Genomic DNA, 13,614 nt, shown 5'->3' with positions numbered 1-13,614 from the left:
AGGGTTGATTATCCCTTTTGGGCGGGTGGATATCACCTTTTGCGCGGTTACCTCCATGAACTGTCTGTGTGTCCACTGTTCCCGCGCGATCCGCCCACTTGTGAGACATTTCCATTGGGGAAAACGCTTTGTTTCCATGCTGAGACAGAAATCACGAGAGCGGGTGCATACGCAATGAGGAGTTTCCTGATGCCGATGGCCGGGGTCACCTGCCTGTTTGCCCTGGCCGTTACAGGATGCTCCGCGGGGTCCGAAGACAGCACGTCGGACGCGGCACCACCCGCGGAGAGCGAACAGGCAAGCAGTCCCTCACCATCGACCAGCGCCACATCCTCCAGTACCGGCACCTCCTACGCGCCCTACGTGAGCGCGGTGGAGGCCGACGACAACGACTCGGCCGGCTCGCCGACGACGTACAACCTGGCGTTCGTCATCTCCGGTGGCAGCGGCTGTACGCCGAAGTGGAACGGTACGAACGCCATCGGCGACTCCGCCGTGAAGTCCCGCATCTCGGCGCTGACCGAGTCGGGCGCCACGGCGCGCGTCTCCTTCGGCGGGGCCTCCGGCAAGGAACTGGCGGCCACCTGTGACAGCGCGTCCGAACTCGCGGAGGCTTACGGCGAGGCGCTCGACGCGGCCGGCTCCACCCAGGCCGACTTCGACATCGAGGGCGACGAACTGACCGACTCCGCCTCGGTCGCCCTGCGTTCCCAGGCGATCGCTGCCCTCCAGGAGGAGCGCCCTGACCTCGAGGTGTCCTTCACCCTCCCGGTGATGCCCTCCGGGCTGGACGCCGACAGCCTGGCGCTGCTGGCGTCCGCGAACAAGTACGACGTCCAGGTCTCCACCGTCAACCTCATGACGATGAATTACGGCGAGTCGTACGCCGGTGACATGGGCGGGTACGCGATCACGTCGGCGACGGCCGCACAGGCGCAGCTCAAGGAGGCCTTCGGGACGACGGACGCCGGCGCGTGGAAGGGGATGGCGCTCACCTCGATGATCGGCACCAACGACGTCGCCAACGAGACGTTCTCGCTCGCGGACGCGGCACAGGTGCGGACGTTCGCCGAGGAGAAGGGCATCTCCTGGGTGTCCATGTGGTCGACGTTCCGCGACCAGAGTTGCGAGGCCGGCTCCGCCACGGATGACGCGTTGACCAACTGCAGTGGCGTCGAACAGAGTTCAGGGGCATTCGCCGAGGCGTTCTCGGAGTAGGACTCGGAGTAGGACTCGCAAGGGTCGGTCGTATGCCGGCTGCCGGGCCGTCGTGGCTGATCGCGCCCACCCGGCGGAGCCGCACGATGTCACAGCCCGCGCCCCTGGAAGGGCGCGCTCAGCGCCGCCGGTACACCAGGCGGCCCTCGATCACCGTGGCCACGCAGGTTCCCGCGCCCCGGGCCGACAGGGCCGCCTCGTCGGGCACGTCGAAGACGGCGAAGCGGGCGGCGGAGCCCCGTTCCCTGGGCGGGGCGAACTCCACCGGCAGGCCGCAGGCGTACGGATCCAGCGAGGGAGCCCCGCCGGGGTTTCCGAGCCGGTCCGCCACCGCAAGGCCGGAGCGGGCCACCGCGTCCCGCACCGCCCGCCGGCGCAGTTCCTCGCAGGCCACCGCGACCGTGCCGTGGGCCAGCATGCGCTGCACCCCGCGCCGGGCGCTCGCGCCCCAGCGGGCGTCGTCCGGGGCCAGTGCGGTGAGCGCGTCTCCGGTCAGCGGCTGGGTGCCCAGCTCGTCGGCCTCGCGCGGGTCGGGGTGGTAGGCGCCCTCCAGCAACTCCGTGCCGTGCGGGTTGACGAGACCGGGCGTCAGGATGCCGGGCCACCGGCGCACCCGCGCCGACGGATACGCGGCGGCGAGTCGCTCCAGCGGGCCGGCCCCGGCGATCCAGGCGCCCTCGACGGCTAGGGCCCGGCCCCTGGAGTCGGCGTGAATCGTCTGCAAGAGGGCCCTAGTTGGAAGCGAGGAGCTTCAGCTCGGGGTGGGCCGTGCCGCCGGCGATCGCGGTCGACGAGATGTGGGACATGACCCGCTCGTCCACCGGGTCGTTCGCCGGGTCGTCGTGCACGAGGAGGTGCTCGTACGTCGTCGCGCGCTGGGCCGGGACGCGGCCCGCCTTCCGGATCAGGTCGATGATCTCGAGGCGGTTGGAGCGGTGCCTGGCCCCGGCCGAGGAGACGACGTTCTCCTCCAGCATGATCGAGCCGAGGTCGTCCGCGCCGTAGTGCAGGGAGAGTTGGCCGACCTCCTTGCCCGTCGTCAGCCACGAGCCCTGGATGTGCCGGACGTTGTCGAAGAACAGCCGGGCGATCGCGATCATCCGCAGGTACTCGAACAGGGTCGTCTGGGTGCGGCCCTTCAGGTGGTTGTTCTCGGGCTGGTACGTGTACGGGATGAAGGCCCGGAAGCCGCCCGTCCGGTCCTGCACGTCACGGATCATCCGCAGGTGCTCGATGCGCTCGGCGTTGGTCTCGCCGGTGCCCATCAGCATGGTGGACGTCGACTCGACGCCCAGCCCGTGCGCGGTCTCCATGATCTCCAGCCAGCGCTCGCCGGACTCCTTGAGCGGGGCGATGGCCTTGCGGGGACGGGCGGGCAGCAGTTCGGCGCCGGCGCCGGCGAAGGAGTCGAGGCCGGCGGCGTGGATACGGGTGATGGCCTCCTCGACCGACACCTTCGAGATCCGCGCCATGTGCTCGACCTCGGACGCTCCCAGCGAGTGGATCACCAGCTGCGGGAACGCCTCCTTGATGGCCGCGAAGTGCTTCTCGTAGTACTCCACCCCGAAGTCCGGGTGGTGCCCGCCCTGGAACATGATCTGCGTACCGCCGAGCTCGACGGTCTCGGCGCATCGCCGCAGGATGTCGTCGAGGTCGCGCGTCCAGCCCTTGGCGGTGTCCTTGGGGGCCGCGTAGAAGGCGCAGAACCTGCACGCCGTGACGCACACGTTCGTGTAGTTGATGTTCCGCTCGATGATGTACGTGGCGATGTGCTCGGTGCCCGCGTACAGCCGGCGGCGTACGGCGTCGGCGGCGGTGCCGAGCGCGTGCAGGGGGGCGTCGCGGTAGAGGTCGAGGGCCTCTTCCGGGGTGATCCGCCCGCCGTCCGCGGCACGGTCGAGCACAGACTGGAGGTCGGCCTTCTCGGGCACCGGAGGTCCCTTTCGTCAAGGGTTGTGGACGGACCGAACCAGCCTACGCCAGCGGTCCCGGCACCCGGACGTCAGGCCGCGTACGCACCGATCAGCAGCCCGGCGAGGGTCCCGGCGAGCATGAACGGCCCGAAGGCGATCGTCGTCCTGCGGCCGGCCCGTCCCACGACGGCCAGCGCACCGCCGTACAGCGCCCCGAGCAGGAACGCCGCGAACGTGCCCAGCATGACCGTCGCCCAGCCGTACCAGCCGAGGACGGCGCCCATCGACAGCGCCAGCTTCACGTCGCCGTAGGCCATGCCGCCGGGGTTGACGAGATGCAGCACGAGATATCCCCCGCCGAGGGCGAGCGCGCCCAGCAGGGCCGTCGTCCAGTCGCCCGCGTGCTCGGGCAGCAGCGCGGCCGGGCCCAGCAGGGCGAGGGCGGCGGCCGCGAGCGGGAGGGTGAGCGGATCGGGCAGCCGGCGCACCCGCAGGTCGACGGCGGCCAGCAGCACCCCGGCCGGCGCGAGCAGCAGCCAGACGACGAGTTCGGGCCGGACACCGGTCGCCGCGGCGAGCGCGGCACAGACGACAGCGGTGAGCAGGGGAAGCCCGACGGCACCGGGAGCGTAGAAGACGGCGGAGGCGGCGGAGGCGGCGGGACTCGCGTCTGCCATGGACTCCGGCTCCGGACTCGGTGCCGGCTCGGCGCAGCGAGCGCATCTCGCGGGCCCGAGCCACCCGCGGATCGGGTGCCCGCCCGGGCAGGTCGCCCGCCAGCCGCCGTCCCTCTCCTCCCACGGCACGGAGAACCGGTGGACGGCACGCGGCAGCGACGCCCCCGCGATGGCGCCCCAGAGCGCCGCGATCGTGACCAGTGCCAGGTCACCGGGAGGTGTGGTCATCGACAGAGATCCTAGGGATCCGGAGGGACCCTGGCGCTGACGCGTCCTCATGAAGCCCGCACGGAATCGGCCACGAAGAACCTCGCAACCGGTCGAACGTCCGTGCCATCATCCCCGGATGCGGCAGGAAGAACGGGGGCTCGGATGGCACTTCTCCCGGTGAGCCGGGCGACCTTGGCGTCCGACGCCAGGGTGCTCGCGACGGTACGCGCGATCGGCGAGCGCCGTGGCGTGGACTACACGGACGACGCGGCCGTGAGCGAATTGCTGGCGGAACGGCGGCGAGCACTGGAAGCCACCCAGCACGGACCGCTGGTGTGGGTGGGAGGCCTCACCCTGGTGGCAGGTGTGCTCTGGCCCTTCATGGCGCAGATGGTCCCGGCGCTCTCCGGGCGACTCCCGCTCTCGTACGCCCCCGCGGGTCCCCTCCTCGTCGTCGCCGTGGCCACGCTGAGCGCCGTACGCCTCCGCTGGAAGCGCGAGTTGGTGCACGGCACCCTCGTCGGCTACCGGGAGGTCATCGGCGTGGCCCGGGCTCACGGGCTGCCGGTGACGCACGTACCGGCGTGGCTGGAGGGCAGGTCGTACGGCGGGACCGGGAAGGGATCGGCGCCGGTGCCCACGTACAGCGTCGTCCGGGAGGAGGACGGGGGGACGCTTCCGCCGGGGCCGGCGGCTCCTTCGGCGACCTGGGCCGCACCGGACCCGTCGTCGGTGAGCCCTGGGGCGGCACCGCGGCCGCCCACGCGGTCGGCCTCTTCCGACCGGCCGCCGTCGCGGACGTCCGTCCCCCTCCCCGCGGAGCCGGTCCCCCTCCCCGCGGAGCCCGTCCCCCTCCCCGCGAACCCCGCCCCGATCCCTCCGAAGCCCGCGGCCGTCCTCTCCTACGAGCAGATCGCCGGCGAAGGCGGATGGCACGACGAGGGCGGCTGTCTGCTGCTGTTCGGCGGGTTGCTGGGTGCTGCGTGGGGTGTGTCGCAGGACATGCCGGTCGCCGTCGTCGGCGCCCTCGTCCTGGTCCCGCTCGCCGTACGTGTGTGGGTGCTGGGCAGCCGGCAGGGCATGGAGAAGGCGCGGCTGCGCCAGGAGGCGCTCGCCTATGTCCGGACGATCGCGGCGGCCCAGGCGGCCGGCGCGCAGGTGCCGGAACTGTCGCCCGTGTTGCGGAAGTTGCTCGAGGAGGAAGAGGGGGCGCCGGGCGGGAAGTAGACCGTCGCCGGCTACCTCCCCCGCGCCGCCCTGCTCCTGCCCCCGCCCTTCTTGCGCAGTCTCCTCATCCGGTCCCGCTCCTGCGCGCGGCGTGCCGCGGTCACCGTGCCGCGCCGGCGGTACCAGAGCCCGCCGAGCAGTACGGCCGTGGCCGCGTAGGCGAGGAACGCGCTGCCCGTGCCCGGGATGTACGCACACATCGCCCTGCCCGGACGGCAGTTGCGGCCGGGTAGGGCGCCGAAGACGTACATCAGCGCGCCGAAGGCCACCGTCCAGCAGACCGCTCCCCCGATCGCGAACCCGATCCGCGCCGGGCCGGTACGGCCGTGATCCCGGTCGCGTTCCGGGGAGGAGAACCAGGCGCCGCCGATCCAGCCGGCCACCGACAGCAGCCCGAGCACCGCGCCGGCCGTCCATCCGCCGCCGGGCAGGTCCACGAGCGCCGGTGCCGTCTCGCGCACGAACCACCTCCACAGGCCCATGGCGAACAGCAGGGCGGCGAGGAGGGCCGCCAGCAAGAGGACGCCACCGGCGATTCCGAAGCCGGCCCGGGACCGGAACCGGTTCACTGTTCGACCCTCGACATCCGCGCCACCGGACTGCCCTCCGCCGCGCTGTCCGAGGCGTAGGTCAGGTCGTCGCCGGTCGGGGTGAGCCGGATCGTGTGGGGCTCGGGATTGCAGCCGCTGTGGTTGCCCTTGGCCCCGACCGAGGTGGCGACGACGTCCTTCTCCGTGACCTGCTTCAGCGTCAGGATGTCGAGACAGCTGCCGCCGAGCACATCGGTCTGCCGCAGCTCACCCAACTTGTCTCCCACCGCCGCCTGTTGGACCGTCACGCGGAAGGTGCCCATCGGAAGTGTGCCGCCGAGGCCGCTGCCTTCGCCCTCCCAGGTGCCGACATAGCGCGCCGGGAGCGCGGTGGACGCCGCAGAGGCGGCCGGGCCGGAGCTCGAACCGCTCGCCGGCGCCGAGGAACCGGCCGTCGGCGCCGAGGAGTAGGCGTCGCTGCCGGAGGCGTCGTTGCGGTCCCCGTCGCCCGGCAGCAGGTGGAACAGGAACACCGTCCCGACCGTGACCGCCGCCATCGCCCCCGCGACCGCCAGCGCGACGGTGCAGCTCAGCCGCCGCCCGCGCCCGCCCTCCCCCGCAGTCGCGGTGGCCGCCACGGTGACGGAGACCCTGCCCGGCCGGTCCGCCCCGGCGGCCGCCGGCCCGGCGTCCCTCGGCTCGGGGACGAGACGCGGCCCGTCGGCCGGAGCGGGGGCGCCCCCGCCCATCACCGGCGGCGGCCCGAACTCCCCCAGCGTCACCGCCGGTTTCCCCAAGGGCACCGCCGGACTGCTGAACCCCACCGGCCCGGACAGGGCCGGCTCCACACCGGCTCCCGTCCCCTCCAGGTTCAGCAGCTGTACGGCGCTCCGCCCCAGTTGCTCCACCAGCGCACCCGGCAGCCACCCGCCCGCCGCCAGCCGGGCCGCGCCCTCGGGGGCGAGTCGCCGGGCCACCTCGGCGGGGGCCGGCCGGGCGGTCGGGTCCTTGGACAGACAGGCCTCGACGACCGCCCGCAGTCCGCCCCGCAGCGCGCCCTCCGGCTCGCCCAGCTCGGGCTGCTCGTGGACGACCTTGTAGAGGAGGGCGGCCGAGGAGTCCCCGGGGAACGGGGGCCGGCCGGTCGCCGCGTACGCCAGCACCGCGCCGAGGGAGAAGACGTCGGCCGCGCCGGACGCGACCTTGCCGAGGATCTGCTCGGGGGCCATGTAGCCGGGCGAGCCGACCGAGACGCCGGTGGAGGTGAGCGACGCCGTGCCGTCGGTCGCCCGGGCGATGCCGAAGTCGATGAGCAGCGGACCGTCCACCGTCAGCAGGACGTTGGACGGCTTCACGTCCCGGTGCACCAGGCCCAGTTCGTGCACGGTGGCCAGCGCCTCCGCCAGGCCCGCGCCCAGCACCCGCACGGAAGTCTCGGGCAGCGGTCCGCCGCCGGAGGCGACCGCGGCGGCCAGGGACGGGCCGGCCGCGTAGCCCGTGGCGACCCAGGGCACCGTCGCCTCCGGGTCGGCGTCCAGGACCGGCGCGGTCCACGCGCCGCCGACCCGCCGCGCGGCGTCGACCTCGCGCCGGAAGCGGGCGCGGAACTCCTCGTCGAGCGCGAGGTGCGGGTGCACGATCTTCACGGCGACCGTGCGGCCCCCGGCGCTGCGGCCCAGGTAGACGCGGCCCATCCCGCCGGAGCCGAGGCGGCCGAGCAGCCGGTAGGGACCCACGGTCGTGGGTTCGTCGGCTCCGAGCGGCTGCATTGGATGTCCACCTCTCCCCCGAAAGGCGCCCCCGCGGGGCCGCGGGGCCCCCTAGGACTCGGCAGCAGCGTAGTGCCGTGGCTACGGCTGGAGCAGCTCGACCTTCACGTCGGCCGGGAAGCCCGTCGTCGGGCCGACCCGGCGGGCGAACTCGGTCACTGCCTCCAGCTGGGGCTCGCCGAAACGGAAGTCGAGGGTGGTGAAGTACTGCTCGAGCACGCGCTCGTCGAACTCCTCCCAGCGGGCCGCCTGCTCGGCGACCTTGCCGACCTCGTCGAGGGAGAGGTTGCGGGACTCGATGAAGGCCTCGTGGACCTGGCGGGTGATGACCGGCTCGCGCTCCAGGTACTCCCGGCGGGCCGCCCACACCGCGAAGACGAACGGCAGACCGGTCCACTCCTTCCAGAGCGCCCCGAGGTCGTGCACCTCCAGGCCGAACTTCGGTCCGTCCAGCAGGTTGGCCCGCAGCGCCGCGTCTCCGATGAGTACGGCCGCCTCGGCGTCCTGCATCATCAGGCTGAGGTCGGGCGGGCAGGTGTAGTAGTCCGGCTGCACGCCGAAACGGTCCGCCAGCAGCAGCTGGGCGAGGCGCACGGAGGTGCGGGAGGTCGAACCGAGGGCGACCCGGGCGCCGTCGAGCTCCTCCAGCGGGACCTGGGAGACGATCACGCAGGACATCACCGGGCCGTCGCAGCCGACCGCGATGTCGGGGAAGGCGACCAGGTCGTCGGCGTTCTTGAGGAACTCGACGAGGGTGATGGGCCCGATGTCGAGGTCGCCCGCCACCAGTCGCTCGCTGAGCTTCTCCGGGGTGTCCTTCGTCAGCTCGAAGTCGAGGAGGGTGCCGGTTCTCGCGAGCCCCCAGTAGAGGGGCAGGCAGTTGAGGAACTGGATGTGGCCGACGCGCGGCCGGGTGCGAGAATTGTCCACATCGCGAGGCTAGACCCCATCGGATACCGTGGGCACTCCACCCCCTCGGTCAAGCCCTTCCGCGCATGTTCAAACATCCGGGTGACGTGATCTTGACCTCTATTGCTTTCGGCTGCCTGCGTGCTAGGCTCGCCGCAAGTTGCAGTTTGGTTTCCCTTGCAGTACAGAGCCTGCGGAGCATGTAACCGCGGGCTCTCGTCGTTTTCAGACGTATGCAGTTGTGCGGCACTTGCTTTCACGCTTGCAGGGTTCTGGAGCAGGGCAACCCTTTGGGCCCAAGGAGGGCTTATGGCTACCGGAACCGTGAAGTGGTTCAACGCCGAAAAGGGCTTTGGCTTCATCGCCCAAGAAGGCGGCGGCCCCGACGTCTTCGTCCACTACTCCGCGATCAACACGCAGGGTTTCCGCTCGCTCGAGGAGAACCAGCAGGTCTCCTTCGACGTGACGCAGGGCCCGAAGGGTCCCCAGGCGGAGAACGTCACCCCCGCCTGATCTTCAGAACCCTGAGATCGTAAGTCTGAGAGCAGTACCCAAGGAGCCCTGTGCCTGCCGGCACGGGGCTCCTGCCTTTGTCCGGCGCTCCTCGGGTCGGCAGTGGTGAGGTTGTCAGTGGGCGCGGCTAGGGTCCCCGTCCATGACCGACACCACGGACACGGACACGGACACCACGGACGCCACCCCCACTCCTCCTCCCGCCTCCGCCGCCCCCGGCTTCGTCGCCGCCACCCGTACCTTCTACGACGCCATCGCCGAGGAGTACGCCGAGCGCTACCGTGGCGAGCTGGTGGCCAGGCCGCTGGAGCGGGCCGTACTCACCGCGTACGCGGAGCTCGTCGGCGCCGGTGGCCGGGTGGCGGACCTCGGGTGCGGTCCCGGCCGGTCCACGGGGTTCCTGGCCTCGCGCGGGCTCGACATCTCCGGGCTCGACCTGTCGGCGTCGATGCTGGCGATCGCGCGGCGCGAGAACCCGAAGATCCCCTTCGAGCAGGGCTCGATGCTGGAGCTGGACTTCGCCGACGGGAGTCTGGCGGGGGTCGTCTCCTTCTACTCCTCCATCCACACCCCTGTGGACGAGCTGCCCGCCCTCTTCACCGAGTTCCACCGCGTGCTCGCCCCAGGCGGCCATCTCCTCCTGGCCTTCCAGGTCGGCGACGAACCGCGCCACTACGACCAGCCGTGGGGCTACCCGGTCGCCCTCGACTTCGAGCGCCGCCGCCCGGAGCGGATGGCCGAGCTGCTGACGGCGGCCGGCTTCGCGATGGTGTCGCGCACGGTGCGGGAGCTGGACGCCGACCTCGGCGAATCGACCCCGCAGGCCTTCCTGATCGCCCGCAGGCCTTCCTGATCGCCCGCAGGCCGACCGCGCCGGACGCCAGAACCCTGGGCATGGGGTGACGCAGGCCGGGTACTGGAGCAGTCGGCGAGGTTTGGGAAACTGGTGGATATGAACATCGAGCGCAGGAACAACGTCACGGTCACCGGCAACCCCCAGGGGCCCGCGGTGGTGCTGGCGCACGGGTTCGGCTGTGATCAGAACATGTGGCGGCTCACCGTTCCCGCCCTGGTCGAGGAGTACCGGGTGGTGATGTTCGACTACGTGGGGTCGGGCCGCTCGGACCTGTCCGCGTTCTCGGAGGACCGCTACGCCTCTCTCGACGGTTACGCGCGTGACGTGGTGGAGGTGTGCGAGGCGCTGGACCTGCGCGACGCGGTGTTCGTGGGCCACTCGGTGAGCGCGATGATCGGGGTGCTGGCCGCCGACAAGGCTCCGGAGCGCATCGGCGCCTTGGTGATGGTCGCTCCGTCTCCTCGCTACATCGACGACGAGGGCTATCGGGGCGGGTTCAGCGCGGAGGACATCGACGAGCTGCTGACGTCGCTGGAGTCGAACTATCTGGGCTGGTCGGCGGCGATGGCACCGGTGATCATGGGGAACGCGGAGCAGCCCGAGCTCGGTGAGGAACTGAAGAACAGCTTCTGCGCCACCGACCCGGACATGGCTCGCGTCTTCGCCCGGACCACCTTCCTGTCGGACTCGCGGGACGACCTGAAGAACGTGCGGGTGCCGACGCTGGTGCTGGACTGCACCCAGGACGCCATCGCGCCCCCGGAGATCGGCGCCTTCGTCCACCGGTCGATCCCCGGCTCGACGCTGATCACTCTCGACGCCACCGGGCACTGCCCGCACCTGTCCGCGCCCGAGGCCACCAACGAGGCCATCACCGGCTTCCTCGCGCGGCTGCGATGATGTGCCGCCCCGGTCGGCAACCCGACCCGGCCGACGCCCGCGACGGGAAGAGCTCGGACGCGGCGTTCGCCGCGCTGCTGGAGGACAGCGCCGAGGAGCTGTACGAGAGCGCGCCGTGCGGCTACCTGTCCATGCTGATGGACGGCACCATCGCGAAGATCAACACCACGCTGCTGGACTGGCTCGGCCTGGAGCGGGAGGCGGTGGTGGGCCGGATGCGGTTCACCGACCTGCTGACCGTGGGCGGAAAGCTGTACCACGAGACGCACTTCGCGCCGCTGCTGCGCATGCAGGGCAAGCTCGGCGGCATCGCCTTGGAGATGAAGCAGACCGACGGCACCCGGATACCGGTACTGGTCTCCTCCGTGGTCAAGTACGGCGGTACCGGCGAGCCGCTGCTGATCCGCACCACCGTCTTCGACGCCCGGGACCGCCGCGCCTACGAGCAGGAACTCCTGCGCGGCCGGAAGGTGGCCGAGGAGGCGCGCAGACAGGCGGAGGCCGACCGTGCCAGGTTGCAGGAGGCCCTCGCGGTGCTCCAGCAGTCGCTGCTGCCCGCCACCCTGCCGCCGGTGCCCGGGGTGGAGACGGCCGCCCACTACTACACGGCCTCCCCCGACCGGCTCGGCGGCGACTTCTACGACGTCTTCCCGGTCGACGGCAAACGCTTCGCGTTCTTCCTCGGCGACGTGTGCGGCAAGGGTCCGCAGGCCGCCGCCGTCACCTCGCTGACCCGCTACACCCTGCGCGCCGCCGCTCTGCACGACTGCGACCCCGTCGCGGCGCTGTCGACCCTCAACAAGGTGCTGCACGAGCGGTACTCCGCCGGCGGCGATCCGCGCTACTGCACCGCCGTGTTCGGCGTGCTGGAACCCGACCCCGAGACCGGGCAGGTCGCCGTCCGCGTCGCCTCGGGCGGCCATCCGCCGGTCCTCGTCCTGCGCGCCGACGGCACAGCCGACTTCCTGCCCACCCCCGGCGGTCTCCTCGTCGGTGTGCTGCCCGACGCGCGCTTCGTCGCCGCCACCACGGTCCTCTCCCCCGGCGACACGCTCCTGCTCTACACCGACGGACTCACCGAGGCCCGTACCGGCGAGGACCGGGGTGAGCTGTACGGGGACGAGGCCCTGCGCGCCTTCGCCGCCGAGCACGCAGGCCGGCCCCCGCAGGCCGTCATCGAGGCCCTGACCGGCCTGCTGGACGAGTTCGGCGACGGCCTCGACGACGACACCGCCCTGCTCGCGCTCGGCGTCCCCGCACCCGACCCGGCAACGAAGAGCGCCCGATGAGCCCGCTGAAGATCACCACCCGAGACACGGCGACCGGCCCCGTCCTGGAGATCCTCGGCGACCTCGACTACGAACACGCCAATGAGCTGCGTGACCTGGTCGACACGCTCGTCCTCCAGCCGGGCCAGCGCCTGATCCTGGACCTGGCCGACATGGACTTCTGTGACTCCAGTGGTCTCACCGCGCTGATCGCGGCCCACCAGCACGCCCTCGCCGCCCACGCGGACATCGCGCTGGCCGCCGTTCCCGCCAACACCCTGCGCATCCTGCGCATCGTCGGCCTCGACCAGATCTTTCCCGTCCACCCCGACAGCGAGACCGCCGCCCGGAACTCCCGGCAGAGCCACTGACCGCCGTACCGGCACCCGGCGCACCCCTAGAGTCCCCCGGCGAGATCGAGGGCCGCGATGTAGCCGAAGGTCATCGCGGGGCCGATCGTCGAACCCGCGCCGACGCAGCTGTGGCCCATGACGGCGGCGCCGGCGTTCCCGGCGGCGTACGGGCCGGGGATCGTCGATCCGTCGGCGCGCAGGACGCAGGACGCGGGCCCGGGCGTCCGTGCGCAGGCCGCCCTTGGGGTACGGCCCGGACGCGATCTCCGCGATGGAGCGGGGCGTACGGACGATCCGGCCCGAGGTGCTGGAGAAGGCGGATGAACTGCTGGCTGCGGGCGGCTTGTTCAAGGAGGCCGTCCCCGAGGTCAGGGAGGCGATGAGCCGGGTCCGGACCCGGCATCCGGAGTGGTACCGCGGATATGCGGCGATGGAGGCCGAGGCCGTCGAGCTGCACCAGTACTCCATCAACGCGGTGCACGGGCTGCTCCAGACCGCGGACCACGCCCACGCGGTGTTCGCGAACCGGCGTCCCTTCCTCAACGAGGAGACCATCGAGAAACGGGTGACTGACAGGCTTTCGCGGCAGCAGGTCTTCGACCGTTGGCCTGTGCCGATTGTGAGTTACGTGATCGAGGAGACCGTCCTGGACCGGCCGATCGGCGGACGGGACGTCCATGCGGAACAGTTGCGGCGCTTGCTGACGGTCAGCCACATGCGGAACGTCGAAATCCAGGTAATGCCAACCAGAGTGGAGGAACACCCCAACCTGGGCAGCGCATTCAACCTTCTGACGCCCAAGAAACATTCACAGGTCGCCTATACAGAGGCGCAGGGCTATCCCCGGCTGATCACCGACCCGGAAGAGGTCCGGAAGATCGCCGACCGCTATGGGAGCATGCGGGCAATGGCTCTCCCGCCCAGGGAAACCCGAACGCTGATCGAGAAAAAGCTGGAGGAGCTGTGAACAGCGAGGACCTCACCTGGTTCAAGTCCAGCTACAGCGACGGCGAGGGCGGCGATTGCCTTGAAGTCGCTTACGTCTGGCGCAAGTCCACGTACAGCGACGGCGAAGGCGGCGAATGCCTCGAAGTCGCCTATCCCTGGCACAAGTCGACCTACAGCAGTGGCGAAGGCGGCGAATGCCTCGAAGTGGCCGTCTGCCCTCGGACCATCCATGTCCGGGACTCCAAGAACCCCGACGGCCCCCGCCTCTCCCTCGGCACCGGCGCCTGGGCCGAGTTCCTCGCGTACGCCGTGAAGTAGTCGCC

At 71.2% G+C, this 13,614-nt stretch carries 15 protein-coding genes; 9 read left to right on the top strand and 6 right to left on the bottom strand.

All coding sequences use genetic code 11. The annotated features are described in order from the left end of the window. The first annotated feature begins 174 nt into the window (after positions 1-174). Entirely contained in the window at positions 175-1,218 is a 1,044-nt protein-coding gene (locus ACFWBD_RS10235; RefSeq protein WP_385665384.1) for a chitinase, read from the top strand. Between the two features lie 118 nt (positions 1,219-1,336). On the opposite strand, the gene ACFWBD_RS10230 is transcribed toward ACFWBD_RS10235, so the two are convergent. The 3 genes from ACFWBD_RS10230 to ACFWBD_RS10220 form a co-directional block, all read right to left on the bottom strand. After that, complete coding sequence (locus ACFWBD_RS10230) at positions 1,337-1,942, bottom strand: hypothetical protein (RefSeq protein ID WP_385665381.1); 606 nt, start codon at positions 1,940-1,942, stop codon at positions 1,337-1,339. A 7-nt stretch (positions 1,943-1,949) separates the two neighbouring features. After that, on the bottom strand, positions 1,950-3,149 hold the full coding sequence (mqnC, locus tag ACFWBD_RS10225) for a cyclic dehypoxanthinyl futalosine synthase (protein WP_385665379.1): 1,200 nt from the start codon (positions 3,147-3,149) through the stop codon (positions 1,950-1,952). A 71-nt stretch (positions 3,150-3,220) separates the two neighbouring features. Then, positions 3,221-4,036, bottom strand: coding sequence for a prepilin peptidase (locus ACFWBD_RS10220; protein ID WP_385665376.1), 816 nt, complete (start codon positions 4,034-4,036; stop codon positions 3,221-3,223). Between the two features lie 144 nt (positions 4,037-4,180). Between ACFWBD_RS10220 and ACFWBD_RS10215 the strand changes: the two genes are divergently transcribed. Then, complete coding sequence (locus ACFWBD_RS10215; protein WP_385665373.1) at positions 4,181-5,245, top strand: hypothetical protein; 1,065 nt, start codon at positions 4,181-4,183, stop codon at positions 5,243-5,245. Between the two features lie 11 nt (positions 5,246-5,256). Here ACFWBD_RS10215 and ACFWBD_RS10210 read toward each other — a convergent pair whose 3' ends face one another. The 3 genes from ACFWBD_RS10210 to ACFWBD_RS10200 form a co-directional block, all read right to left on the bottom strand. Beyond that, positions 5,257-5,814, bottom strand: coding sequence for a hypothetical protein (locus tag ACFWBD_RS10210; protein WP_385665370.1), 558 nt, complete (start codon positions 5,812-5,814; stop codon positions 5,257-5,259). Next, complete coding sequence (locus tag ACFWBD_RS10205) at positions 5,811-7,544, bottom strand: serine/threonine-protein kinase (protein WP_385665368.1); 1,734 nt, start codon at positions 7,542-7,544, stop codon at positions 5,811-5,813. The genes ACFWBD_RS10210 and ACFWBD_RS10205 overlap by 4 nt, the downstream gene beginning before the upstream one ends. Positions 7,545-7,625: 81 nt before the next feature. Next, positions 7,626-8,474: a menaquinone biosynthetic enzyme MqnA/MqnD family protein gene (locus ACFWBD_RS10200; RefSeq protein WP_385665365.1), complete on the bottom strand. Its 849-nt coding sequence runs from the start codon at positions 8,472-8,474 to the stop codon at positions 7,626-7,628. 288 nt (positions 8,475-8,762) lie between these two features. Here ACFWBD_RS10200 and ACFWBD_RS10195 point away from each other — a divergent pair, with 288 nt between their 5' ends. The 7 genes from ACFWBD_RS10195 (at position 8,763) to ACFWBD_RS10165 (ending at position 13,609) form a co-directional block, all read left to right on the top strand. Continuing rightward, entirely contained in the window at positions 8,763-8,966 is a 204-nt protein-coding gene (locus ACFWBD_RS10195; protein ID WP_385268549.1) for a cold-shock protein, read from the top strand. A gap of 142 nt (positions 8,967-9,108) precedes the next feature. Then, entirely contained in the window at positions 9,109-9,819 is a 711-nt protein-coding gene (locus ACFWBD_RS10190; protein WP_385665363.1) for a class I SAM-dependent methyltransferase, read from the top strand. Between the two features lie 99 nt (positions 9,820-9,918). After that, complete coding sequence (locus ACFWBD_RS10185) at positions 9,919-10,722, top strand: alpha/beta fold hydrolase (protein WP_385665361.1); 804 nt, start codon at positions 9,919-9,921, stop codon at positions 10,720-10,722. Next, positions 10,722-12,011: a PP2C family protein-serine/threonine phosphatase gene (locus tag ACFWBD_RS10180; RefSeq protein ID WP_385665359.1), complete on the top strand. Its 1,290-nt coding sequence runs from the start codon at positions 10,722-10,724 to the stop codon at positions 12,009-12,011. Before ACFWBD_RS10185 ends, ACFWBD_RS10180 begins: the two co-directional genes overlap by 1 nt. Continuing rightward, on the top strand, positions 12,008-12,361 hold the full coding sequence (locus ACFWBD_RS10175; RefSeq protein WP_385665356.1) for an STAS domain-containing protein: 354 nt from the start codon (positions 12,008-12,010) through the stop codon (positions 12,359-12,361). The genes ACFWBD_RS10180 and ACFWBD_RS10175 overlap by 4 nt, the downstream gene beginning before the upstream one ends. 166 nt (positions 12,362-12,527) lie before the next feature. Next, a complete protein-coding gene (locus ACFWBD_RS10170) occupies positions 12,528-13,310 on the top strand; it encodes a DUF5753 domain-containing protein (RefSeq protein ID WP_385665696.1) in 783 nt (260 codons plus the stop codon). Beyond that, positions 13,307-13,609, top strand: coding sequence for a DUF397 domain-containing protein (locus ACFWBD_RS10165; protein ID WP_385665353.1), 303 nt, complete (start codon positions 13,307-13,309; stop codon positions 13,607-13,609). Before ACFWBD_RS10170 ends, ACFWBD_RS10165 begins: the two co-directional genes overlap by 4 nt. Positions 13,610-13,614 lie beyond the last annotated feature (5 nt).

Origin of the sequence: Streptomyces sp. NPDC060002 (genome assembly GCF_042737245.1) — a bacterium.
Taxonomy (GTDB): Bacteria; Actinomycetota; Actinomycetes; order Streptomycetales; family Streptomycetaceae; genus Streptomyces.
Note: the sequence above shows the minus strand (reverse complement) of the source record. Positions and strands in the feature narration are given on the sequence as shown.